This window comes from Janthinobacterium sp. SUN176, from assembly GCF_030587335.1.
Lineage (GTDB): Bacteria > Pseudomonadota > Gammaproteobacteria > Burkholderiales > Burkholderiaceae_D > Janthinobacterium > Janthinobacterium kumbetense.
In genome coordinates, this window is the sequence record NZ_JAPWIA010000007.1 from 195,894 (window position 1) to 220,191 (window position 24,298).

Consider the following 24,298-nt stretch of genomic DNA (forward strand, 5'->3'; position numbering starts at 1 on the left):
ATGCCTGTCCCTGACCGCGCGCGCGGCTTTACGCTGATCGAGCTGCTGGTGGTGCTCGGCATCGTGGCGCTGTTGCTGACCCTTGCCGTGCCCCGCTACTTTCCCAGCCTCGACAAGGCGAAGGAAACCGTGTTGGCGGACAACTTGCGCAACCTGCGCACGACCATCGACCAGTTCCACGGCGATACGGGCCGTTATCCCGATACTTTGGAGCAACTGGTCGAAAAGAAATACCTGCGCGCCATGCCCATCGACCCCATCACGGACAGCGAATCGACATGGCTGATCGTGCCGCCGCCCGACGATACGCCGGGCCAGGTGTATGACGTGAAAAGCGGCGCGCCCGGCAAGGACCGCAGCGGCACGCCGTTCGCCGACTGGTAGCGGCCATGCACCGTCCTGCGCGCCGCCAGCGCGGTGTTACGTATCTGGGCCTGATCATCCTGGTCGCCATCCTGGGCCTCGTGGGGGCGGCCGGGCTGAAAATGGGCTCCTTGCTGCAGCGCCAGGCGGCCGAGCAGGAGCTGCTCGACATCGGGGCGGAGTTTGTCGATGCGCTGCAGAGTTACACGGGCGCCACGCCCGCCGGCCAGCCGCAGCATCCGCCGACCCTGGCCGCCTTGCTGCGCGACCCGCGCTTTCCGCAGGTGCGCCGCCATTTGCGCAAGCTGTATGTGGACCCCGTCACGGGACGCGCCGAATGGGGCTTGCTGTACCAGCCCGGCGGCCAGGGCATCATCGGCGTGCATAGCCTGTCATCGTCCGCGCCCTTAAAAGTGGGTAATTTCGACGCCCGCTTCACCGGTTTCGAAGGCAAGTCGCACCTGTCCGAGTGGCAGTTCGTCGCCGGCGGGCCCGTGCCGCCGGCGGGACTGGTCCTGGCGCCGCCAGACGCCGCCGCGCCGCCCTCCGCCGCGCCGCCCGCCTTGTTCCCGCCGCCGCATCCGGCTGCGCCAGCGCCCGAACCGTCGGCGCCCGAGGCGGCGGAGCCGGAGGAAGAGGCCGGCGCGCCAGCGCGCAATCCGCCGTAACCATAAGTCAACGATGAAGAATACAGGGATAACTATTTTCACCTGGAAATTCATCTTGACCTGGAACCATTTCATAGAGGAAATACTTTCAATAAATGAAATTCCAATAAAATAATTACAAGTAATTTGATGTCTTTATGCTACCATCCTTCCTGGTACTTTCAGTACTAAAGCGATGGCTGGCCCACCTGGCGGCCATAAATTACTTTTAAGGGATAATTTATGAAATTGAAATTTATCGCGGCAGGCATTCTGGCTGCAGCATCGTTCAGCGCATCGGCGGCCACCTACAATCTGGGCATCCTGGATCCAAGCGGCTTCGATACGCGGGCATCGATCACCACCAATTTCGCCGCCAATTCGGTGGTCGATGATTTGTGGACCTTCAAACTGCTGACCCCGTCGTCGACCTCGTTTGGCGCATTGCAAACGTTTTCCGTTGCCGAAGGCGCGATCAGCAACTTCGCCGCCACCCTGGTGGGCTATGGTGACCTGACCCTGACGTCGGTGGCCGGCATCCAGAGCCTGAGCTGGGCCGGTTCCCTGGCGGCGGGTACCTATGAGGTGCGTGTTTCGGGCTTGACCGGTTTGCAGAATGGCCAGTACGTGGGCACGGTCTCGGCCTTGCCTGTGCCGGAACCGGAAACCTACGGCATGCTGTTGGGTGGCCTGGCGCTGGTCGGTTTCGCCGCCCGCCGCCGCGCCCGCAAAGCTGTTTGATTTTTGCTGGCAAGAATGACAAAACCCGCCGAGGCGGGTTTTTTTGTTTCTACTGCATGACTACATGTGCGATTGCGACAACATGTGCAGGACTAGGCGCCCAGTCGAAGACAGTACGCCAGTACGGCGAGACGCAGGCAACAACGTCTTGCCCATGCTGTCAAGCGTGGCGCTTGAAGTCGCGGAAGCGGAAGCCAACCAAAAAGAGGGTGGCAAAATACGCCACGCCGCACAGGGCCACCACCAGGGCCAGCGCGCCGGCGCGCAACAGCGGATGGGCTTGCATAGCGATCCAGTCGATGCGCATGGCGCCAGCATACGCCACGCCGCCCATCACGACGAGTGCCGGCAGCAGGCGCAGGAAGAACTTGGCCCAGCCCGGTTTCGGCTGGTAGATGCCGCGCTTGCGCAAGCCCCAGTACAGGAAGCTGGCGTTCAGGCAGGCGCCCAGGCCGATCGACAGGGCCAGGCCGGCCACGGCGATGTAGGGCACGAACAGCAGATTCATCAGTTGCGTGGCGATCAGCACGCCGATGGCGATTTTCACGGGCGTGCGGATATCCTGGCGCGCATAGAAGGCGGGCGCGAGGGTTTTCACGAGGATGATGCCGATCAGGCCCAGGCTGTAGGCCACCAGCGGCTGCGTCGACATGGTCACGGATTCGGCCGTGAACTTGCCGTAGTGAAATAATGTCGCGATCAGCGGCGTGGCCAGGGTCGCCATGCCGACGGCGGCGGGCAGGGCCAGCAGGAAAGTCAGGCGCAAGCCCCAGTCCAGCAGGGCCGAGTATTCCGTCTTGTCGCCATCCACGTTCGCCTTCGACAGGCTGGGCAGCAAGATGGTGCCCAGGGCCACGCCCAGCATGGCGGTGGGGAACTCCATCAGGCGGTCCGCATACGACAGCCAGGAAATGCTGCCCTCGGCCAGGCGCGACGCGATGCTCGTGTTGATCATCAGGCTGATCTGCGCTGCCGACACGGCGAACACGGCCGGTCCCATCTTTTTCAGCACGCGGCGCACGCCGCCGTCGGACAGGCCGATGGCGGGATTGATCGACAGGCGCGGCAGCATGCCGATCTTGATCAGCGCGGGAATCTGGATTGCCACTTGCAGCAAGCCGCCGGCGAACACGGCAATGGCCATGGCGTAGATCGGCTGTTTCAAGTGCGGCGCGAGGAACAGCGAGGCGGCGATGAACGACAGGTTCAGCAGCACTGGCGTGAACGCGGGTATCTTGAATTCGCGCCAGGTATTCAGGATGCCGCCGGCCAGGGCCACGAAAGACATGCAAGTAATATAAGGAAACATCAGGCGCGTCATCCATACGGCCGCGTCGAAGGCGCCCGGATCCTTGGACAGGCCCGTGGCGATCGCGTACACGAACCAGGGCGCGCCGACGATGCCGATGGCGGACACGAGCAAGGTGGCCCAGACGAGGGTGGTGGCCACATGGTCGGCCAGTTGCTTGCTCGCTTCCTGGCCATGCTGGTTCTTGTATTCAGACAAGATCGGCACGAAGGCTTGCGAGAAGGCCCCCTCGGCAAACAGGCGGCGCAAGAGGTTGGGAATGCGGAAGGCAACGATGAAGGCGTCCGTGTAGGCTCCGGCGCCAAAGGCGCGCGCGAACAGGCTTTCGCGCAATAATCCGGTTACACGGGACAGCATGGTCATGCTGGAAATGGCGGCGAGGGTTTTAAGCAAGTTCATGGGGGCAGATTATAGCCGGGCGCGGTACCGGCAAACGGTTAAAATATGGTAACAATCGGGTAACAAGCGGGGCCGATTCGCCCTTGCCAGGCCCATTTTCACGTGTTTTTGGCGTGACACACGGTTTTTTGATTTGCCCCCGCTTGAAAATATCGCTATAATCGAAGGCTGTACAGAATTCTGTTACGCAGACACTAATGTTTGACAGGCACTGGTTTGGCACACATGGTTCGGCAGACGCACAGAACGCACCGGTTGGCAAACACTAATGTTTGCAAACGCACTTTGACCCTGTTTTAGGAAATTCCATGGCAAATACCGCACAAGCGCGCAAACGCGCTCGTCAAGCAGTTAAGCAAAACGCACACAATTCGTCCCAACGTTCGACCTTGCGCACGGCTATCAAAGCTGCTCGCAAAGCGATCCAGGGCGGCGACAAGGCAGCTGCTGCTGCAATCTTCCAAGCATCCGTGTCGACCATCGACCGTATCGCTGACAAGAAGATCATCCACAAAAACAAGGCAGCTCGCCATAAGAGCCGTCTGGCAGCTGCTTTGAAAGCACTGTCCGCTTAATATTCGCCAGCAGGCAAGCCGCCACGGCGGCCTTGCCTGTGCCGGTACGCTGGCACTGGTTGAAAAGCAAAAACCCGCAGATTCATTCTGGCGGGTTTTTTCGCGTTTTTTCAGGATTTTTTGCGGCCGCACCCGCCAGCGGCAGGCTGCGGCCGCGCTGGCCTAGCGTGCCCCTGGCAAGTTGCCGATGCTCATGCCCGGCTTGATATTCTTTTGCTTGAACCAGCCCAGGTTCATTTCCAGCGCATAGCGCACGGGCACGGTCTTCGTGGAGCAATGGCTGTCGAGCGTGTGCGGCTGCATGTCTTCGATGTTGACGATCTTGCCGCCGGCATCGATAAAGGCCACCGACAGGGGCAGCGGCGTGTTTTTCATCCACATGCATTGCGTCGATGGATTGCCAAAGACGAACAGCATGCCCGCATTGGCCGGCATCTTTTCACGGTACATCAAGCCCTGTTCGCGCTGCTCTTCCGTGGCGGCCACTTCCGCCTGGATCAAATGCATGCCAGCCGACAGTTGCACGCTCTTTGTTTGAGCTTGAGCAATGTTGGCGCCGGCCAGCAGGGCGATGGACAGGCTGAGATGACGTAGGGAATTTTTCATGGGGCGGGACGGTGGCTGCGAAGCGGCGATTAAGCCATGCTGGCGGCTGCCTGGTCAAGCATGCTGCCTGTCCGCGCCGAAAGCGTGGGGTTACAGCAACATGGCTGCTGCAGTAACCCCGGGAATTACCCTTGCTTCTTCCTACTTCCTACTTCCTACTTCTTGCTGCTTACTTCACGGGCTTGCCTGCCTCGGCGGCCGGCTGCTTCGCCTTGCGGGCCTGGGGAACCAGGCGTGGGGCATCCGTTGCGGCCGAAGCCTTGGTCGATGCGCCCGAACGCGCCGCATCCGTCGCGGCCGAAGCGTTGACGGTGGCCGACGCCGGCGGCACCGGCTTGACGGCGTCAGTCGCGGCCGACGCATGGCTGGCTGCCGAAGCGGGCGGCGGCTTGACGGCATCGGTCGCGGCGGAAGCGTGCACCTTGGCGCCCGATTGCGCCAGTGCGGCGCCGGCAAGCAGGGAAGCGGCCAGGGCCAGGATTACTTTTGTCATCATCTTTCCTTTTCTATCATGTTAAGGTGGGATGATTTTAATGCATTATCTAAAAATAAATAGTGCATCTTGGCAAAATTCGGCGACGGGGGCGTTTTTTCTTGTCCGGCTCACGCTTTTCCTATGTTTTCGGCCGGCACTTCGCACCATTCGCCGGGCAGCAAGGGGTGGCTGGCCAGGGAAAACGGGCCGATGGCGCTGCGCACCAGGCGCAGCGTGGGCAGGCCGACGGCGGCCGTCATGCGCCGCACTTGCCGGTTTTTCCCTTCTTTCAGGGTGATCGCCAGCCACGAGGTGGGCTTGTCGGCGCGCGCGCGGATCGGTGGATTGCGCGGCCACAGCCAGTCCGGCTCGGCGATGCGCACGGCCTTGCACGGCTTGGTGATGAAGTCGCCCAGGTCCAGCGGCGCCTGCAGGTGCGCCAGGCTGGCCGCATCGGGCACGCCGTCGACCTGCACCAGGTAGGTTTTCGCTTCCTTGCGGTCCGGGTGGCTGATCTCGTGCTGCAGGCGGCCGTCGTCCGTCAGCAGCAGCAAGCCTTCGCTGTCGGCATCGAGCCGGCCGGCCGGGTAGATGCCGGGGATGGTGATGTGGTCGGCCAGGGTGGCGCGGCCCTCCTGCGGCGAAAACTGGCACAGGACCTGGAATGGTTTATTGAAGAGGATGAGTGGCATGCTGGTAAGGGAATTGATGTAAGCGATGGTGGCTGCTGATCGGCGCCGCAAAAGCGTGGCGCCCTGTAAGATACTGGTGCATAATGTGAAATGTTAGTCTTATGTCTTATAGAAGACTTGAGGCGGTATGGCAATGCGGTTCTTTGGCGCCGCGGGTGGCCCGGGTGTTCTTTCCCTGCTAAAGTGCGTTGTTGCCGCCCTGTTCGGACTTGTTTTTGTAAACTCTGCAACCGCAGAGCGCGTCGCCGGCCCGTGTTGCCCGCCAGCGGTGTGTCCCACTTCGGAGATCACGATGTATCAACATATCACTGTACCTGCTGACGGCCAAAAAATCACCGTCAACGCCGATTTTTCGCTGAATGTACCAGATAATCCCATCGTTCCCTTCATTGAAGGCGATGGCACGGGCATCGATATCAGCCCCGTCATGATCAAGGTGATCGACGCGGCCGTGGCCAAGGCCTACGGCGGCGCGCGCAAGATCAGCTGGATGGAAATCTATGCGGGCGAAAAAGCGACGAATGTGTACGGCCCCGATGTGTGGCTGCCGGAAGAAACCTTGGCCGTGCTGAAAGATTACGTGGTTTCCATCAAGGGTCCGCTGACCACGCCCGTCGGCGGCGGCATCCGCTCGCTGAACGTGGCCCTGCGCCAGCAGCTCGATCTGTATGTCTGCCTGCGTCCCGTGCGCTACTTCACGGGCGTGCCATCGCCCGTGAAAGAGCCGGAAAAGACGGACATGGTGATTTTCCGCGAAAACTCGGAAGATATCTACGCCGGCATCGAATACCAGCAAGGCTCGCCCGAAGCCAAGAAATTGATGGATTTCCTCGTCAATGAAATGGGCGTGACCAAGATCCGCTTCCCGGCCACGTCGGGCCTGGGCATCAAGCCCGTCTCCATCGAAGGCACGCAGCGCCTGGTGCGCAAGGCCATCCAGTATGCGATCGACAATGACAAGCCATCCGTGACGATCGTGCACAAAGGCAACATCATGAAATACACGGAAGGTGGCTTCCGCGACTGGGCATATGCGCTGGCGCAAAAGGAATTCGGCGCCGAGCTGATCGATGGCGGCCCGTGGTGCAAGTTCAAGAACCCACGGACGGGCCGCGACATCATCGTCAAGGATTCCATCGCTGACGCGTTCCTGCAACAGATTTTGCTGCGTCCGGCCGAATACAGCGTCATCGCCACCCTGAATTTGAACGGCGATTACATTTCCGACGCGCTGGCGGCGCAAGTGGGCGGCATCGGCATCGCGCCGGGCGCCAACCTGTCCGACTCCGTCGCCATGTTCGAAGCGACGCACGGCACGGCGCCTAAGTACGCGGGCAAGGATTACGTGAACCCCGGTTCGCTGATTTTGTCCGCGGAAATGATGCTGCGCCACATGGGCTGGCTGGAAGCGGCCGACCTGGTGATTTCCTCGATGCAAAAGTCGATCGCCTCGAAGCGCGTCACCTATGATTTCGCCCGCCTGATGGAAGGCGCCACGCAAGTGTCGTGTTCTGGTTTCGGCCAGGTGATGGTCGAGCACATGTAAAGGAAACGGGGCAGGGTGCTGCGCGCCCTGCGGACGAAAAAAAACCCCGCTTCAAGGAAACGGGGTTTTTCACATCTGAGGGCCGGCGATGCTTAGGCTGCTTGGATGTTGGAAGCTTGCTTGCCTTTAGGGCCTTGCGTGACTTCGAATTGAACTTTTTGACCTTCTTTGAGGGTCTTGAAACCGTTCATGTTGATTGCGGAGAAATGAGCAAACAAATCTTCGCCGCCATCATCTGGAGTGATGAAGCCAAAACCTTTGGAATCATTGAACCACTTAACTGTACCTGTTGCCATAAAAAGAACTTTCAAAATTAAAACAAATCACACGAGCCATAAAAGCAAGAAGCTTCTTGCCCCCTCCTCGACGTCTCACTTCTTATCAAGCTGTACATTACTGCAACAGTCGATACAGCATTGTTGGCGGAATAAATAATGAAGTCAAGCGCTTTTCCATCGATATTGCCAAATTCTTCACGGCAACCAAAAAAGCAACTCTTGATTTTGACGGCAAGGTCGCCATCTGCGCACTATTAAGAAAACGCGTAAGATTGAAAACAATTGGAAAGGCGTAGATATTGCGCATGACAACCACTGTGAAAGCATTAGAATAAGCGTATGGCAACCAAGCACGACACAGAAACCCTGCTGGAGCGGCAAGTGCTGAAGCCGCCACCGCTCTACCAGGTAGCCTTGCTCAATGACGACTACACCCCCATGGAATTTGTGGTGGCCATCATTCAGGAGTATTTCAACAAGGACCGTGAAACGGCGACGCAAATCATGCTCAGTGTTCATCGCTACGGCAAAGGAGTGTGCGGCGTGTTCTCTAAAGATATAGCGTGTACCAAAGTGGAGTTCGTTTTAACGCATGCGCGCAAGGCGGGGCACCCCCTGCAGTGCGTGATGGAGGAAGTATGATTGCGCAGGAATTAGAAGTAAGTTTGCACATGGCGTTTGTCGAAGCTCGGCAGGCACGGCACGAATTCATCACGGTTGAGCATTTACTGCTGGCACTGCTGGACAATCCCTCCGCTGCCGAGGTGTTGCGTGCCTGCGCGGTCAATATTGAAGACCTGCGCAAGACCCTCACCAATTTCATCGGCGATAACACGCCGACCGTGCCTGGCACGGGCGAAGTCGACACCCAGCCGACGCTTGGTTTCCAGCGCGTGATCCAGCGCGCCATCATGCACGTCCAGTCCGCCTCGAATGGCAAGAAGGAAGTCACGGGCGCCAATGTGCTGGTGGCCATCTTCGGCGAAAAGGATTCGCATGCTGTCTACTACCTGCACCAGCAGGGCGTGACGCGCCTGGACGTGGTCAATTTCATTTCGCACGGCGTGCGCAAGGACCAGTCGACGGAAAGCGCGAAAGCCTCCGAAGGCGTGGAAGAGGCGCCCGTCGATGGCCAGCCGAAGGAAAGCCCGCTCGACCAGTTCACGCAAAACCTGAACAAGGCCGCTGCCGAAGGCAAGATCGACCCGCTGATCGGCCGCGAGGAAGAGGTCGACCGCGTGATCCAGATCCTGTGCCGCCGCCGCAAGAACAATCCGCTGCTGGTCGGCGAGGCGGGCGTGGGCAAGACGGCCATCGCCGAAGGCCTCGCCTACCGCATCACGCAAAGCGACGTGCCGGAAATCCTGCAGAATGCCGTCGTGTATTCGCTGGACATGGGCGCCTTGCTGGCCGGTACCAAATACCGCGGCGACTTCGAACAGCGCCTGAAAGCCGTGCTGAAACAGCTGAAGGACAATCCGAACGGCATCCTGTTCATCGACGAGATCCACACCATCATCGGTGCGGGCTCGGCGTCGGGCGGCACCCTGGATGCGTCGAACCTGCTGAAACCGGCACTGGCCAACGGTCAATTGAAGTGCATCGGCGCGACCACGTACACGGAATTCCGCGGCGTGTTTGAGAAAGATCATGCCTTGAGCCGCCGCTTCCAGAAAGTGGACGTCAACGAGCCAACCGTCGAGCAAACCGTGCAAATCTTGCGTGGCCTCAAATCGCGCTTCGAAGAGCACCATGGCGTGAAATACTCGGCCTCGGCCCTGTCGACGGCGGCCGAACTGGCGGCGCGCTTCATCAACGACCGCCATTTGCCCGACAAGGCGATCGACGTCATCGATGAAGCGGGCGCGGCGCAGCGCATCTTGCCGAAGTCGAAGCAAAAGAAAACCATCGGCAAGGCCGAGATCGAGGACATCATCGCCAAGATCGCGCGCATTCCGCCGCAAACGGTCAACCAGGACGACCGCAGCAAGCTGCAGACGATCGACCGCGACTTGCGCAATGTTGTGTTCGGGCAAGATCCCGCCATCGATGCGCTGGCGTCGGCCATCAAGATGGCCCGTGCCGGCCTGGGCAAGACGGACAAGCCGATCGGCTCCTTCCTGTTCTCCGGTCCGACGGGTGTCGGCAAGACCGAGGTGGCGAAACAGCTGGCCTTCATCCTCGGTATCGAGCTGATCCGTTTCGACATGTCGGAATACATGGAACGCCACGCCGTCAGCCGTCTGATCGGCGCGCCACCGGGCTATGTCGGTTTCGACCAGGGCGGCTTGCTGACGGAAGCGATCACCAAGAAACCGCATGCGGTCTTGCTGCTCGATGAAATTGAAAAAGCCCATCCGGACATTTTCAATATCCTGCTGCAAGTGATGGATCACGGCACCTTGACGGACAACAATGGCCGCAAAGCCGATTTCCGCAACGTAATCATCATCATGACGACGAATGCGGGCGCGGAAAGCTTGCAAAAGACGTCGATCGGCTTCACCAACTCGAAGCAGGCTGGCGACGAGATGGCCGACATCAAGCGCATGTTTACGCCGGAGTTCCGCAACCGCATCGACGCGACCATCAGCTTCCGTTCGCTGGACCAGGAAATCATCCTGCGCGTGGTCGACAAGTTCCTGATGCAGCTGGAAGAGCAGTTGCACGAGAAAAAGGTCGAAGCCGTGTTTACCGAGAAGCTGCGCGCTTTCCTCGGCAAGAAAGGCTTCGATCCGCTGATGGGCGCGCGGCCGATGGCGCGCCTGATCCAGGACATGATCCGCAAGGCCCTGGCCGACGAACTGCTGTTCGGTCGCCTGGTGACGGGCGGACGGGTCACGGTCGACCTCGACGACAAGGACCAGGTCTTGCTGGAATTCCCGGAACCGCCAGATGCGGCGCCGACGGCTGCGCCGGAAACGGTGGAAGTGGAATAAGCTTCCTGCCGTCAACAAAAACCCGCCCACGCAAGTGGCGCGGGTTTTTTTACGCCCGTAAGTGAGTAATGGAAACTATTATGCAAATTGCCTTGTTTAAAAAAAGGTATTGCTTTTGCATCAGCTATGCAAGAATCGTGATCCCGGTGTCGGCCTTGCCCCGCATCGTTTCCATGACCGCTGACTGCTCGTTGAAAGACTGCCTACATGAAAATTTCCCGTACTCTCGCCTTCCTCCTGTTGTCCGCCGGCTTGCTGGGGAGCGCTGCCGCCGCTGCCGCGCCTGCCGGCAGCTACTTCCGCTTTCCCGCCGTGCGCGGCGATACCGTCGTCTTCACGGCCGAAGGTGACTTGTGGAAAAGCAATCTGCGCGGTGGTGCGGCGCAGCGTTTGACCACGCATCCGGGCTATGAAACGAATGCGGCGATTTCGCGCGACGGCCAGTGGATCGCCTTTTCGGCCGCCTATGAAGGGGCGCAGGAAGCGTATGTGATGCCGCTGGCCGGCGGCTTGCCGCGGCGTATTTCGTACGACAATGGCGGCGTGCTGGTGCTGGGCTGGACGGCGCAGGGCGAAGTGCTGGTCAGCACGCAAAATACGGACGGTCCCGCGTCGCGCCGCATCGTTGCCGCCATCGATCCCGTGAAACAGACGCGCCGCGTGTTTCCCGTGGCCGACGCCAACGATGCCGTGCTCGACGACGCCGGCAAGACGCTGTTCTTTACGCGTTTCGGCCTGGCCATGACCAACGACAATGTGCGCAACTACCGGGGCGGCGCGCATGCCGTCCTGTGGCGCTATGACCTTGATGGCAAGGGCGAGGCCGTGCGCATGCACGCGGAACCCGCTGTGTTGGCTGGCAACAACAAGCGCCCCATGTGGTGGCAGGGCCGTGTCTACTATATCAGCGACGCGGGCGGCAGCGACAATCTGTGGAGTATGCTGCCCGACGGCTCCGACCGCCGCGCCTTGACGAGCCACACGCAGTGGGACGTGCGCAATGCTTCCCTGGGCGACGGCAAGATCGTCTACCAGCTGGGCGCCGATTTGCACGTGCTCGACCTGAACGTCCCGGCAACGGGCGCCTCGCAGCCGCTGGCCATCAGCCTCGTGTCCGATTTCGACCAGCAGCGCGCGCGCCAGGTCCGCTCACCGCTCGATACCTTGAGCAATGTCCAGGTGTCGGGCAAGGATGAGCGCATCATTCTTACTGCAAGGGGCCGTGTCAGCGTCGCCGGCACGGGTAGCCTGCGCCGCGTCGACATCGCCATTCCGGAAGGGGCGCGGGCGCGCGACGCCGTCTTTTCCAGCGACGAGAAATCCGTCTTCGCCATCGTCGACACGAGCGGCGAGAATGAAATCTGGAAGTACGCCGCCGATGGATCGGGCAAGGGCGAGCAGCTGACGACGCAGGGCGATAATCACCGCTGGAAATTGTATCCGTCGCCGGACGGGCGCTGGCTGGCCCACACGGATAAAAAGGGCCGTTTCTGGCTGCTGGACCTGGCGACCAGGGGCAACGCGCTGATCGACGACGCGGGCAAGGCGGGCGTGGACAAGCATGACGAAGTGCAATGGTCGCCCGACAGCCGCAACCTGGCCATCGTGCGCGTGGCCAGCAACGAGCAGCGCGAGCAGATAGGCTTGTACAACCTCGTGTCGAAGCAGCTGCAATTCGTCACCAGCGACCGCTACACGTCTGGTTCGCCCGTGTTTTCGCCGGACGGCAAGTGGCTGTATTTCTTGTCGGCGCGCAATTTCCAGCTGGCCAACGGTTCGCCATGGGGCGACCGCAACATGGGGCCCGTGTTTGACAAGCGCACCGGCGTGTATGCGCTGGCGCTGCAGCCGGGCAACCGTTTTCCGTTCCAGCCCGACGATGAACTGAGCCGTCCGGGAGTGAAACCGCCCGAGACGGACGATGAAAAGGCCGCCGAATCGGCGGCGGAAAAAGCGCTGGAAAAGGCTGGCGGAAAGACGACCGTGAAAAAGGCGCCGGCCGCATTGCCGGCCATCGTCAGCCAGGGCCTGGCCGAACGCTTGTATGAAGTGCCGCTGGCGGCGGGCAATTACAGCGCGCTGGCCGCCGATGACAAGCGCCTGTATTTCCTCGAGCGGGACAGCGGCGAAAACAAGTCCAGCCTGAAGACCTTGGCAATTGGCAACACCGGCTCCAAGCCGGAATTGCTGGTGGCCAATGTGCGCGAATTCGACCTGGCGCAGGACAAGAAGCATTTGTACTACCGCACGGCGGCGGCCACGGGGCCGGGCGAGATGCTGGTGATCGAGGCGGGCGCCAAGCTGCCGGCCGACCTGTCGAAGGCCAAGGTCAAGGTCGACGACTGGACTTTCGTGTCGAATCCGCGCCTGGAATGGAAGCAGATGTTCAACGACGCCTGGCGTTTGCACCGCGATTTTCTCTACGACGCGAAGATGCGCGGCGTGGACTGGAAGGCGGCGCGCGACAAATATGCGCCGCTGGTCGAACGGGTCACGGACCGCGCCGAACTCAATGACTTGCTCGGCATGATGGTGGCCGAAGTGGGCGCCCTGCATTCGCAGATACGTCCCGGCGAATTGCGCCGCACGGAGCAGGAGGGTACGCCGGCGGGCCTGGGCGCCGTGCTGGCGCGCACCAGCGACGGCTACCGGGTCGAGCATGTCTACCGCAGCGAAGCGGAGCTGCCCTCGGCGCGCGCCCCGCTGTCGCGGCCCGACGTGGAGGTGCAGGCGGGCGACGTGATCACGGCCGTCAACGGCAAGGACGTCTTGGGCGCGCGCGACATCAGCGACCTGCTGCTGAACCAGGCCGACAAGCAGGTGCTGCTGCAGGTCAGGCGGGGAAAAGGCGCGCCGCGCGCCGTCATCGTCACGCCCGTCAACATGGCGAAACAGACGGCGCTGCGCTATGGCGACTGGGAATTGAGCCGCGCCGAGCAGGTGGCGGCCGCCTCGCAGGGGCGCATCGGCTACCTGCATTTGCGCGCCATGGGCCCGAACGACATCGCCTCGTTCGCGCGCGATTTTTACGCCAACGTCAACCGCGAAGGCTTGGTCATCGACGTGCGGCGCAATAACGGCGGCAATATCGACAGCTGGATCATCGAAAAACTGCTGCGCAAGGCCTGGGCCTACTGGGCGCCGCCGGGCGTGCAGCCGTCGTCGAACATGCAGAATACCTTCCGCGGCCACCTGGTCGTGCTGGTCGACGAACTGACGTATTCGGATGGCGAGACCTTCGCCGCCGGCATCAAGGCCCTGGGCCTGGCGCCGCTGGTGGGCAAGCGCACGGCAGGCGCCGGCGTCTGGCTCAGCGACAATACGCGCCTGGCCGACAATGGCATGGCGCGCGTGGCGGAAAACGGCCAGTTCGGCATCGACGGCCAGTGGCTGATCGAAGGCGTGGGCGTGGTGCCGGACGTGGAGGTGGAAAATCCGCCGCACGCCACCTTCAATGGCGCCGACCGCCAGCTGGAAGTGGCGCTCGACATGCTGGCGAAAAAGCTCAGGGAACAGCCGCGCCCCGCTTTCCAGGCGCAGCCTATCCCCGCGCTGAAGTAGTCCCGCTACAGGCCGCAGGCGGCCTTGAACTGCTGCGCGCGGCGGCGCGACACCTCGACCACGCTGCCGTCCAGCAGGCGCAGGTCGAGGCCATCGGCCGCATTCGGCGCCACTTGCGTCACCTGCGCCAGGTTGACGATCTGGCGCCGGTTGGCGCGCAGGAACAGGGCGGGATCGAGCCTTTCTTCCAGCTGGTTCAGGGTGCGCAGCATCAGCGGACGCTGCGCGCCGAAATGCACGCGCGTGTAGTTGCCTTCCGATTCCAGCAGGCGGATATCGTCAAACGCCACGAACCAGCAGCGTTCCCCATCCTTGATGAAGACTTTGCGCGGCGCGGGCGGCGGCACGGCTTGCGCCCGCGCGCCGGCGCGTGCCAGCGCCGTGGCCAGGCGTGCCGCCTGCACGGGTTTTTGCAGGTAGTCGAGGGCGCTGACCTCGAACGCCTGCAGCGCGTACTGGTCGAAGGCCGTGCAAAAGATGACGTCGGGCGCATTATCGAGCGCGGCCAGCAGGTCGAAGCCGGAGCCGCCCGGCATCTGCACGTCGAGCAGCAGCAGGTCGGGCCGCAGCTTGCCGATCTGCGCGACGGCGTCGGCCGCGCTGGCCGCCTCGCCCGCGATTTCGACGGCGCCGCACTGCACGTGGGGCGCCAGCAGGCGCCGCAGCTCGGCGCGCGCCAGGCGCTCGTCATCGACCAGCAGTACCTTGAGCGGATGGCCGTTCATGCCTGCTCCGGCAGGTGGATGGTGGCATGTACCCAGCCCGCCTGTTCGCGCAATTCCAGGCTGGCGCGCTCGCCGCAAGCCAGTTGCAGGCGCTGGCGCGCATTGCGCAGGCCGACGCAGGTAGAGTTGCCCGGTTCGCGCAAGGCACCCGTGTTGGCCACGTCGATCTGCAGCATGGCCGCGCCGTCGGCGGGGCTGGCGCGCCGCACCGCGATGCGGATGTCGGCGCCCTCGGCGCTTGCTTCGACGCCGTATTTGACGGCGTTTTCCACCAGCGTCTGCAGGGCCATGGGCGGCACGCGCACGTGTTCCACGTCGGGCGCGCTGATTTCGATCGCGAAGCTGACGCGCAGGCGTTCCTCGAAGCGTATCTGTTCGATGGCCAGGTAGGCGCGCACGGCGTCCAGTTCGGCCGCCAGCGGCACCGTGGCGTGCTGGCCCGATTGCAGCGCGTGGCGCATCAGGCCTGCCAGCTGGTCGATCATGTGCGCGGCCGCTTCGCGGTCTTCGAAGATCAGGGCGCGCACGCTATTGAGGCTGTTGAAGAAAAAATGCGGATTGACTTGCGCCTGCAGGGCGCGCAGTTCGGCCTCCCGTCCGTGCAGCTGCAGGCGCAGGGTTTCCGCTTCCAGGCGAGCGGCGCGGCGCAGCGACAGCGCGGTGAAGTAAAACACCGTCCAGGTCAGGAAGACCCCGAACCAGAACAGCAGCGCGCCAGGCAGCCAGGCGATGCCGTGCAGGAGGTCGGGCGGATACATGGCGTGGAAGGCGGCCGTCACACTGGCCGTCTGGATGGCGGCCAGCAGGATCAGCGACGGCACGATGCGTTTCCAGCGCAAGCCGTTTGCCGCCCAGCCGTGCTGGCGCAGCACGCCATGCCACAGGTGCGACAGCAGCAAGCCGCCCAGCGATCCCCAGCAGGCGATGGTCGCGACGATGCGCAGTTGCGAGGAGCCGCCGTACACGCTGTTGAACAAGGCCAGCGCGCCCCAGCCGGCCAGCTGGAAGGTCCAGTACCAGTCGATCCGGGCCAGCAGCGGGGGGTGGTGGGGTGGCGTCATGGCTCAATGCAGGAATTGCTCGATCTGGCCGAACATCCAGTCCGGCTGGTCGTACATGATGAAGTGGCGCGCCGTGTCGGCCAGCGCGATCTGCACGCCGGGCAGCTGTGCATACTGTTGCTGGAAGGTGGCTTCGATGGCGGCGCGCGGCGCGTAGTCCTTGTAGGCGATCCAGGTGCCCAGCACCAGCGTGGGCGACTGCACTTTCGCCACGTCCTGGCGCAAATCGCTGGCCATCAGGGTGCCCATGGCCTTGATCACCGTTTCGCGGTCCGAGCGCTGGCCCCAGCCGATGATGCGTTCCACGTCGGCCGGCGCGCTGGCCATGGCCGCGACGGTGCGGCGCTGACTGGCGCTGGCGGCAGCCGCATCCTGGGCCCGCATGGCCGCCTGCATCTGCTGCGACATGGCTTGCAGCTGCTCCGGCGTGATGGAGGGCAGCTGGGTCGCGCCCAGCGCCGGCAGCGAATCGACGATCACCAGCTTGCCCGTTTGCGCCGGATGGTCGATGGCCATTTTCAGGGCCAGGAAGCCTCCCAGGCTATGCCCGATGATGGTTGGCTGGCCCAGTTTGTGGGTGCCGATGTAGTCGGCCAGCTGCTGTTCCGCCTGCGCCAGCAAGTCGCCTTCGATGGGCGCCACGCCGGCAAAGCCGGCCAATGTCAGCACGTGGCATTGGCGCGCGGCTTGCGGGCCGCACAGGCGCGCCACCGTGGCTTGCCACACTTCGCCCGAGGATGCGAGGCCGGGAATCAGGATCAGGGGACGGCCTTGTCCGGTGACCTCGACCGTGAAGGCCTGGGGCGCGGCGGCCTGGCTGGCGCCCGCCAGCAGCGCCGTACTGAGCAAGATCAATGTTTGCAGTGTTCGTTTCATGGGGTACTCCTCCTTGACGACCATGCTAGCGGCGCCGGGAACGCGCGGCCAGCGCCGCGGGATGAGCGGCGCCAGGACGGGATGAGCGGTTCAGATCCATCCATCGTGGTCCTGGCAATGGTCCGGATGGTAGGTCAGGTATTGCACCATGCGCGGCGCCGGGCCGCGGTTGGGCGTGGCGCAATGGGGCAGGGCCTGGTGCCAGATGATGAAATCGCCGGCCATGCCTTCGACGGGCACGGGCCGCAAGTCGTCGACGGCCCATTCGCGCGGCTGGCGTCCTGGCGGCACTTGCCGCAGCCAGCCGGCCATGCGGTGCTGGAAGCCGGGCACGCAGTGGAAGGCGCCGTGCTGCGCCGGACAGTCGCTCAGGTACAGCATGCCTTGCAGCTTGAACGGAATCGGCTGCTGCAGGCTGACGTCCCAGTGCAGGGCGCTGCCGAGGAAGCGGTGCTGCGGCGTTTCCGGAGCATTGAAGCTCACCTTGTCGATGCTGGCGTAGATGCCGGCGCCAGTGCCGTACAGCTGCTGGTAGGCGTGGCGGATGTGCGCAACGTGGCGGTTTTCCTCGAGGGCCGGGTGGTCGGAAAACTGCAGCATCAGGCCCCGCTTGCCCGGGTGCGGCTGGTACCACGATGACGGTTCGTCCGGGGAGGCGCCCAGATAGTCCCAGATGGCCGCCCGGGCAGCGGCGCACTGCGTGCGCGGCACGGCGCCGCGCAGCACCAGATAGCCGCGTTCCTCGAAATGGCGCAGCTCGGCGGCGGACAGCACGTCCTCGTGCGCGCTGGCGGCATGGGCCGGGCGTGGGCGCGTGCGCGCGGCGATCCAGTCCGTGTAGGCTTGCAGGGTCGGCCGTTGCTGATACAGGAAGTGCAGCGCGTCTTCCATCGAAATGCCGCGTGCGTACAGCGCCTTGATGTCGCTGTGGTCGCGCGCCAGTCCCAGGTTGCCGCTCGCGGCGCCTTGTCCCGTGCAGCGCTGCCATAAATCGTGCAAGTGAGCCCAGTCGTCCATGGTGTTTTTTGTCTGGTTGGAAAAATCAGCCGGCGCGCAGGCGGCGCCACAAGGTGGTACGGCTGATGCCGAGGTACTGGGCGGCGGCGTCGCGGCGCCCGCCGAAGCGCGCCAGCACGGCGCTGGCGCTTTCGTCTTCCAGGCGCGGCGCGACGGCGGTGGCCGGCGCCGGCGGCAGCGCCGCCGTACCGGCAGCGTTGGCCAGTTCCGGCGCCACGCCCAGCACGAAGGCGGGCGTCAGCGCCTGCAGCGGTTCGGCGGCCAGGAACAGCGCCAGGCGTTCGGCCAGATTGCGCAGTTCGCGCACGTTGCCGGGCCAGTCGTAGCGGCGCAGCAGCGGCGCGCAAGCCTGGATTTCCGCGTGCAGGTTGGGATGCGGACGGGCGCCCAGCGCCGCCAGCGCGTTTTTCAGCGACCATTCGGCCAGGCCGGGAACGTCGCTGGCGCGTTCGCGCAAGGCGGGCAAATGCAGGCGCAGCACGGCCAGGCGGTAGAACAGGTCGGCGCGGAAGCGTCCTTCGCGGATGCGCTGTTCCAGGTCGCAATGGGTGGCGCTGATGATGCGAACGTTGATAGCGATGGGCCGCGTGCCGCCCACGCGCACCACTTCGCGCTCTTCCAGCACGCGCAGCAATCGCGTTTGCAGGGCCAGCGGCATTTCGCCGATTTCGTCGAGGAACAGGGTGCCGTGGTTGGCCGCCTCGAACAGGCCAGCATGGCCGCCCCGGCGCGCACCCGTGAAGGCGCCATCTTCGTGGCCGAACAGTTCCGATTCCAGCAGGGATTCGGCGATGGCGCCGCAATTGATGGCGATGAAGGGCCTGTTCGCGCCCAGGCTGCGCGGGCTTTCGCGGTGGATCGCCTGCGCCACCAGTTCCTTGCCGCTGCCCGTCTCGCCCTGGATCAGCACCGTCGCCGGCGAGCGGGCATACAGCACTACCGACTGGCGCAGCGCTTCCATCGCTTCCGATTCGCCGCGCAAATCGTGCAGGCCGTGGCGCGCGCGCAGGGTGTCGGCCACCACCGCGCGCCGTCCGCGGTTCGATTCGATCTGGGTCAGGCGCGCCAGTTCCAGCGCGTCGTCGAAGGCGCGCCGGATGGCCGTGGCCGAATACACGAAGACGGCGGCCAGTCCCGCTTCCTCGGCCAGGTCGGTGACGAGCCCCGCGCCGACGACGGCCTTGACGCCGGCTGCCTTCAGTTCATTGATCTGTGCGCGCGCGTCTTCCTCTGTGGCGTAGGTGCGCTGCGCGATCTGGAAGCCGAAGGTGGCGGCAAATTCGGCCAGTTCCGGCATCGGGTCCTGGTAGGTGACGACGCCGATGTGCGGCGAGATGCGCCGCGCGCGCGCCAGCGCCTGCATCACGTCGTAGCCGCTGGCCTTGGCGATGATGACCGGTACCGACAGCCGTCCCTTCAGGTAGGCGCCGTTCGAGCCGGCCGCGATGACGGCGTCGCAGCGCTCGGTGGCCATGCGCTCGCGGATGTGGCGCACGGCGTCGTCGAAACCCAGGTTGATCGGTTCGATCGTCGCCAGGTCGTCATATTCGAGCGTGATGTCGCGGAACAGGTCGAACAGCCGCGAGACGGAGACGGTCCAGATGACGGGTTTGTCGCGGTGGTCGAGCGGAGGTTGGGGAGGGCGGCGCATGCTTTATTCTAAACGATTTGTTTCATTTTCCAGCCATGCAACGGCCTTGCAACGGGCGTGTTGCAGGTGGTCTGTGGTGTTTCAGATATTGCCAATAAGGAATATGAAAAAACCGTGGGAAACTGGTTTATGATCTAGCAGCACCATGATGCTTGTAAGAATCTTTTTCCCAGGCGCATGTTTATCTTGTCCTTAACCGTCCCATGGTGTCCATGAACCGCGTACCGACCAGTCCCGATTTCATCGCCGATGCCTTGCAACTGATCGCCTTGCCGGCCTGCGCCTGCGATGCCTGCGGCATGGTGGTGGCGGCGAATGGCGCCTTGCAGGCCTTGCTGGGCCGGGATATCGCGGGCCGGCTGCTGGCCGACTGCTTTACGGACGCCTACCGCGCGTCGAGCACCAGCATGCTGCGCGGCGCGCTCGGCGCGGCCGGGCGCGAGCGGCACTGGGACAGCAGCCTGGAAGGGGCGGCGGGCGCCATCGCCGTGCAGGTCTGGTCCCGGCCCCTGCTGGTGGACGATGGCTTGCCCGGCGCGACCCTCGTGTTTGCCGACATCCGCGTGCAGCAGCGCGACCAGCACGCCTTGCGCAAGACCTTGCTCGAGCAGCAGGCCATCCTGGAAAGCGCGGCCGTTGGCATCGTCTTTTCCAAGGGCGGCTTCATCGAGGAGTGCAATATCCGCGCCGCCGAGATGCTCGGCTACGCGCGCCACCAGTTGACGGGCATGCCGGGCGCGGTGCTGTACCGCTCCGCCGAGCATTGCCGCGCCCTGGGACTGGAAGCGGCGCCGCTGCTGTCGAAGGGCAAGCCGTACCGCACCGAACTGGAATTGCGGCGCCAGGATGGCAGCTTGTTCTGGAGCCGCCTGCACGGGCGCGCCGTCGACCCCCTCAATACCCATGACGGCACGGTCTGGATCATCGAGGATATCAGCGACCACCGGCGCGATGAAGACCAGCTGCGCCGCGCCATGCTGGAAATGCAGGCCGTGATGGACAACGCGCCGCTGGCCATCGGTTTTCAGCGCGACAAGGGCGTGCTGCGCTATAACCGGCGCTTCGCCGAATGCTTCGGCTTCGATGGCGACAGCGGCGTGGGCATGGCCGTCGCCGACCTGTATCCGTCGCGCGCGGCGTATGAAAATGTCGTCAGGCAGGCGTCGCCCCTGCTGCGGCGCGGCCAGCCGTTCCAGGGCGAGATGGAGATGCGCCGCCGCGACGGTTCCACTTTCTGGGCGCTGGCGTATGGTTATGTCCTGAACCCGGAGAGCCAGACGGACCGCGGCTTGCGCGACACGATCTGGCTGTTCGACGACCGCAGCGCGCAGAAGGCGGCCGAGGAGGCGACGCGCCAGCTGATGCTGGAGCAGCAGGCTATCCTCGACAACGCCTCCGTCGGCATCCTGTTTTCCCGTTCGCGCCTGGTCCTGCGCTGCAATCCCCGCTTCGCCGAAATGTTCGGCTACGCGCAGGAGGAGATGACGGGCTTGCCCGCCGCCGAGCTGTTTCCTTCCCCCGCCGCCTACGAGGCGTTTGGCGTGCAAGCCACGCCGCTGCTGGGGCAGGGCTTGCCGTACGAGCAGGATGAATCGCTGTTCCGCCGCCGCGACGGCAGCCTGTTCTGGTGCCGCATCCGCGCCAAGGCCGTCGACCAGGCGCACAGCGAGCAGGGCGCCATCTGGATCCTGGAAGACGTCACGGCCAGCCGCCAGACGCAGATGGAAGTGGCGGCCATCATGACGAATGCCTCGGTGAGCATTTTGTATACCAAGAACCGCCAGATCACGCGCTATAACCTGGGCTTTGCCGCCATGTTCGGCTACAGCGGCGACGAGGCGCTGGGCTTGCCCGGGCGCGCGCTGTACGTGTCGCAGCAATCCTACGAATTGCTGGGCGCGGCGGCCTTTCCCTTCCTGTCCTTGGCCAAGCCCTTCCAGACGGAAGTGGAAATGATGCGCCGCGACGGCACGACCTTGTGGGCGCAGCTGATCGCCTATGTCGTCAATCCCGACGATCCCGCCGCCGGCACCATCTGGATCATCGAGGACCGCACGGAAGCCAAGCGCGCCGAAGAATCCCTGCGCAACGCGCTGCTGGAAAACCAGGCCATCCTCGACAGCGCCGTGCTGGGCATTTCAGTGGTGGAGGGCGGCCACAATTTGCGCGCCAACAGCAAGATGGAAGAGCTGTTCGGCTATGGACCCGGCGAGATCAACGGCCTGTCGGTGCAGGCCCTGTATCCCGACGTGGCCGCGTGGAAGGCGGCGCGCGGCGAGACGGCGCGCGATTTCGACGCGGGCAGGGTGCACATGTCCGAATACCAGCTGGTGCGCAAGGATGGCAGCCGCTTCTGGGCGCGCCTGTCCGGCCGGCCGTTCGACCTGGCGCATGCGCATGGCCGTTCCGTGTGGCTGGTTGACGACGTGACGGCGCGCCGCGAGGCGGCCGAGGCGGTGCGCCGCGCGCGCGACGAGCTGGAATTGCGCGTGCAGGAGCGCACGGCCGAACTGGCCGGCGCCAACCTGCTGCTGCAGGGCGAAATCGTCGAGCGGCGCCAGGCCGAGGCGCGGGTGCATCACATGGCGTACCACGACAACCTGACGGGCTTGCCGAACCGCGCGCTGCTGTCGGACCGGCTGGAGCGGGCCATGCTGGCCGCGCAGCGTTCCGGGCGCAAGCTGGCCGTGATGTTCATCGACCTGGACCGCTTCAAGACCATCAACGATTCGCTGGGCCACATGACGGGCGACCTGCTGCTCAAGGAGGTGGCCGCCCGGCTGTGCGGCGCCGTGCGCGCCAGCGACACGGTGGCGCGCCTGGGCGGCGATGAATTCGTCGTTCTGGTGCCGGGCATCCGCGGCAGCGACGAAGCGGCGCACGTGGCCGAGAAGGTCATCGAGGCGCTGACGCCCGCCTTTCCGCTCGACGGCCACGTGCTGCACGTGACGCCGTCGATCGGCATCTGCCTGTATCCGGACGATGGCGGCGATGTCGACGCGCTGATGCGCCATGCGGATGCGGCCATGTACCACGCGAAGGGCAATGGCCGCAACAACTACCAGTTCTTCACGCAGACGATGAACCAGGCGGCGGCCCTGCACTTCGACCTGGAAAGCAGCTTGCGCACGGCGCTGGCGCTGCAGCAGTTCGAGCTGTTTTACCAGCCGGTCATCGATATCGCCACGCGCCGGCTGCACGGCATGGAAGTGCTGCTGCGCTGGCGCCGTCCAGGCCACGGCCTGGTGCTGCCGGACCGCTTCATCCCCATCATGGAGGAAAACGGCTTGATCGTGCCGGTGGGCGAGTGGGTGATGCGCCAGGCGTGCGAGCAAAGCATGGCCTGGCAGCGCCAGGGCTTGCAGCCCGTGCCCTTGGCGGTGAATCTGTCGCCGCGCCAGTTCATGCACAAGGGCCTGGTGGCGGCCATCGGGACCGTGGTGCGGGAAACGGGCATCGATCCGGCGCTGCTGGAATTCGAGATCACCGAGACGGCGCTGATGCAGCACGGCGAGCATACGCTGGAGATTTTGCGGCAGATCAATGGCATGGGCTTGCGCCTGTCGATCGACGATTTCGGCACCGGCTATTCCAGCCTGGCCTACCTGAAGCGCTTCCCCGTGAAGAAGGTCAAGATCGACCGCGCCTTCATCAAGGACCTCGAACACAGCGGAGAGGACCGCGCCATCGTGGCGGCCATCATCGCGCTGGCCGACAGCCTGCAATTGTCGGCCGTGGCCGAGGGCGTGGAGACGGAAGAGCAGTTCGCCCTGCTGCAGGCGAACGGCTGCCGCTATGCGCAGGGCTATCTGTTTTCCGCTCCCGTGCCTGCCGCGAATGCACAGGCCTTGCTGGAGCGGATAGCCCTTAGTTAATCAATCGTTGCCACGACGGGTGCATGGTCGGACGGCTGTTCCCATTTGCGGGGCACGCGGTCGATCACGCAGGCCGTGCAGCGGGCGGCGAGGGCGGGCGAGAGCAGGATGTGGTCGATACGCAGGCCCTTGTTCAGGCGGAAGCCCAGTTGGCGGTAATCCCACCAGCTGAACGATTTGTCCGCCTGCTCGAACAGGCGGAAGGCGTCCGTCAGGCCGATGTCGAACAGGCGCTGCAGGGCGGCGCGTTCCTTGTCCGACACCAGTACCTGGCCGGCCCAGGCGACTGGGTCGTGCACGTCGCGGTCGTCGGGCGCGATGTTGTAGTCGCCGACGACGGCCAGTTGCGGGTGCTGCTGCGCTTCTTCGGCCAGCCAGTCGTGCAGGGCGGCCAGCCAGCCCAGCTTGTACTCGTACTTGTCCGAATCGATGCTCTGGCCGTTCGGCACGTAGGCGCAGACGACGCGCACGCCTTTGACGGTGGCGGCCAGGATGCGCTGCTGCGCATCTTCATAGCGCGGGTTGTTCTTCACCACGTCGGTGATCGGCAGCTTCGACAGGATGGCCACGCCGTTGTAGGTTTTCTGGCCGCTGAAGACCACCTGGTAGCCGGCCGCCTCGATTTCGGCGACGGGGAACTTGTCGTCCGTGAGCTTGGTTTCTTGCAGGCAGAGTATGTCGACCGGGTTGTCCGTCAGCCATTGCAGCACTTGCGGCAGGCGCACTTTGAGCGAATTGACGTTCCAGGTGGCGAGTTTCATGGGAAAAATCCTTGCTTGAATAGGTATCGATAGGCGCGAATCTTACCGCATGCGTGTCGCCGGCGTCCTGCGCTGCCTGGCCGGTGCGGGCTTTATTTACTTGCCGGGAATAAGAGTGCAAATAAAATATTTATACTTAACCAATCGTGGCGCATGAATATTATGTTTTTGTGTATCATTGATCAACCCCTATGTTTGATT

At 63.5% G+C, this 24,298-nt stretch carries 20 protein-coding genes; 9 read left to right on the forward strand and 11 right to left on the reverse strand.

Going from position 1 to position 24,298, the window contains the following annotated elements:
* From O3299_RS27460 to O3299_RS27470, 3 genes are all read left to right on the forward strand, one after another.
* Positions 1–384 carry a type II secretion system protein gene (locus O3299_RS27460; protein ID WP_099665056.1) on the forward strand — a complete coding sequence of 128 codons (384 nt, stop codon included), beginning with the start codon at positions 1–3 and terminating at the stop codon, positions 382–384.
* A gap of 5 nt (positions 385–389) precedes the next feature.
* A complete protein-coding gene (locus O3299_RS27465; RefSeq protein WP_305063642.1) occupies positions 390–1,031 on the forward strand; it encodes a type II secretion system protein in 642 nt (213 codons plus the stop codon).
* Positions 1,032–1,253: 222 nt separating this feature from the next.
* Positions 1,254–1,751 (forward strand): FxDxF family PEP-CTERM protein, encoded by a 498-nt coding sequence (locus tag O3299_RS27470; RefSeq protein WP_077401053.1) that lies wholly within the window; start codon positions 1,254–1,256, stop codon positions 1,749–1,751.
* A 160-nt stretch (positions 1,752–1,911) separates the two neighbouring features.
* On the opposite strand, the gene murJ is transcribed toward O3299_RS27470, so the two are convergent.
* A complete protein-coding gene (gene murJ / locus O3299_RS27475; RefSeq protein ID WP_099665054.1) occupies positions 1,912–3,459 on the reverse strand; it encodes a murein biosynthesis integral membrane protein MurJ in 1,548 nt (515 codons plus the stop codon).
* A gap of 308 nt (positions 3,460–3,767) precedes the next feature.
* Between murJ and rpsT the strand changes: the two genes are divergently transcribed.
* Entirely contained in the window at positions 3,768–4,034 is a 267-nt protein-coding gene (gene rpsT, locus O3299_RS27480; protein WP_010395935.1) for a 30S ribosomal protein S20, read from the forward strand.
* Between the two features lie 162 nt (positions 4,035–4,196).
* Here rpsT and O3299_RS27485 read toward each other — a convergent pair whose 3' ends face one another.
* The 3 genes from O3299_RS27485 to O3299_RS27495 all read right to left on the reverse strand — a co-directional run bounded on the left by O3299_RS27485 (position 4,197) and on the right by O3299_RS27495 (position 5,807).
* Positions 4,197–4,640 carry a DUF192 domain-containing protein gene (locus tag O3299_RS27485; RefSeq protein ID WP_289900062.1) on the reverse strand — a complete coding sequence of 148 codons (444 nt, stop codon included), beginning with the start codon at positions 4,638–4,640 and terminating at the stop codon, positions 4,197–4,199.
* A gap of 169 nt (positions 4,641–4,809) precedes the next feature.
* Positions 4,810–5,133 (reverse strand): hypothetical protein, encoded by a 324-nt coding sequence (locus O3299_RS27490; RefSeq protein WP_099665052.1) that lies wholly within the window; start codon positions 5,131–5,133, stop codon positions 4,810–4,812.
* A 110-nt stretch (positions 5,134–5,243) separates the two neighbouring features.
* Entirely contained in the window at positions 5,244–5,807 is a 564-nt protein-coding gene (locus O3299_RS27495; protein ID WP_305063643.1) for a pseudouridine synthase, read from the reverse strand.
* Between the two features lie 292 nt (positions 5,808–6,099).
* Here O3299_RS27495 and icd point away from each other — a divergent pair, with 292 nt between their 5' ends.
* Positions 6,100–7,353 carry an NADP-dependent isocitrate dehydrogenase gene (gene icd, locus O3299_RS27500; RefSeq protein WP_099665050.1) on the forward strand — a complete coding sequence of 418 codons (1,254 nt, stop codon included), beginning with the start codon at positions 6,100–6,102 and terminating at the stop codon, positions 7,351–7,353.
* Between the two features lie 92 nt (positions 7,354–7,445).
* Here icd and O3299_RS27505 read toward each other — a convergent pair whose 3' ends face one another.
* Positions 7,446–7,649, reverse strand: a complete 204-nt coding sequence (locus O3299_RS27505; RefSeq protein ID WP_010395943.1) for a cold-shock protein — start codon at positions 7,647–7,649, stop codon at positions 7,446–7,448.
* 321 nt (positions 7,650–7,970) lie between these two features.
* Here O3299_RS27505 and clpS point away from each other — a divergent pair, with 321 nt between their 5' ends.
* From clpS to O3299_RS27520, 3 genes are all read left to right on the forward strand, one after another.
* Entirely contained in the window at positions 7,971–8,273 is a 303-nt protein-coding gene (gene clpS, locus O3299_RS27510; RefSeq protein WP_034751577.1) for an ATP-dependent Clp protease adapter ClpS, read from the forward strand.
* Positions 8,270–10,570, forward strand: coding sequence for an ATP-dependent Clp protease ATP-binding subunit ClpA (gene clpA / locus O3299_RS27515; protein ID WP_035825884.1), 2,301 nt, complete (start codon positions 8,270–8,272; stop codon positions 10,568–10,570). Before clpS ends, clpA begins: the two co-directional genes overlap by 4 nt.
* A gap of 207 nt (positions 10,571–10,777) precedes the next feature.
* The gene (locus O3299_RS27520) at positions 10,778–14,131 is read left to right on the forward strand and encodes a S41 family peptidase (protein WP_305063644.1); all 3,354 of its coding nucleotides are present in this window, start codon (positions 10,778–10,780) and stop codon (positions 14,129–14,131) included.
* A 5-nt stretch (positions 14,132–14,136) separates the two neighbouring features.
* Here the strand turns inward: O3299_RS27520 and O3299_RS27525 are convergent, their stop codons facing one another.
* The 5 genes from O3299_RS27525 to prpR form a co-directional block, all read right to left on the reverse strand.
* A complete protein-coding gene (locus O3299_RS27525; protein ID WP_305054502.1) occupies positions 14,137–14,856 on the reverse strand; it encodes a LytTR family DNA-binding domain-containing protein in 720 nt (239 codons plus the stop codon).
* Positions 14,853–15,917, reverse strand: a complete 1,065-nt coding sequence (locus tag O3299_RS27530) for a sensor histidine kinase (protein WP_305063645.1) — start codon at positions 15,915–15,917, stop codon at positions 14,853–14,855. Before O3299_RS27530 ends, O3299_RS27525 begins: the two co-directional genes overlap by 4 nt.
* Positions 15,918–15,920: 3 nt before the next feature.
* The gene (locus O3299_RS27535) at positions 15,921–16,793 is read right to left on the reverse strand and encodes an alpha/beta fold hydrolase (RefSeq protein WP_305063646.1); all 873 of its coding nucleotides are present in this window, start codon (positions 16,791–16,793) and stop codon (positions 15,921–15,923) included.
* 90 nt (positions 16,794–16,883) lie between these two features.
* Complete coding sequence (locus tag O3299_RS27540; RefSeq protein ID WP_305063647.1) at positions 16,884–17,810, reverse strand: phytanoyl-CoA dioxygenase family protein; 927 nt, start codon at positions 17,808–17,810, stop codon at positions 16,884–16,886.
* A 25-nt stretch (positions 17,811–17,835) separates the two neighbouring features.
* Complete coding sequence (gene prpR / locus O3299_RS27545; protein WP_289906119.1) at positions 17,836–19,461, reverse strand: propionate catabolism operon regulatory protein PrpR; 1,626 nt, start codon at positions 19,459–19,461, stop codon at positions 17,836–17,838.
* Positions 19,462–19,673: 212 nt separating this feature from the next.
* On the opposite strand from prpR, the gene O3299_RS27550 reads away from it, so the two are divergent.
* The gene (locus tag O3299_RS27550) at positions 19,674–23,336 is read left to right on the forward strand and encodes an EAL domain-containing protein (protein ID WP_305063648.1); all 3,663 of its coding nucleotides are present in this window, start codon (positions 19,674–19,676) and stop codon (positions 23,334–23,336) included.
* On the opposite strand, the gene xth is transcribed toward O3299_RS27550, so the two are convergent.
* Positions 23,333–24,097 carry an exodeoxyribonuclease III gene (xth, locus tag O3299_RS27555; protein WP_251350048.1) on the reverse strand — a complete coding sequence of 255 codons (765 nt, stop codon included), beginning with the start codon at positions 24,095–24,097 and terminating at the stop codon, positions 23,333–23,335. The genes O3299_RS27550 and xth overlap by 4 nt on opposite strands.
* Positions 24,098–24,298: the final 201 nt, after the last annotated feature.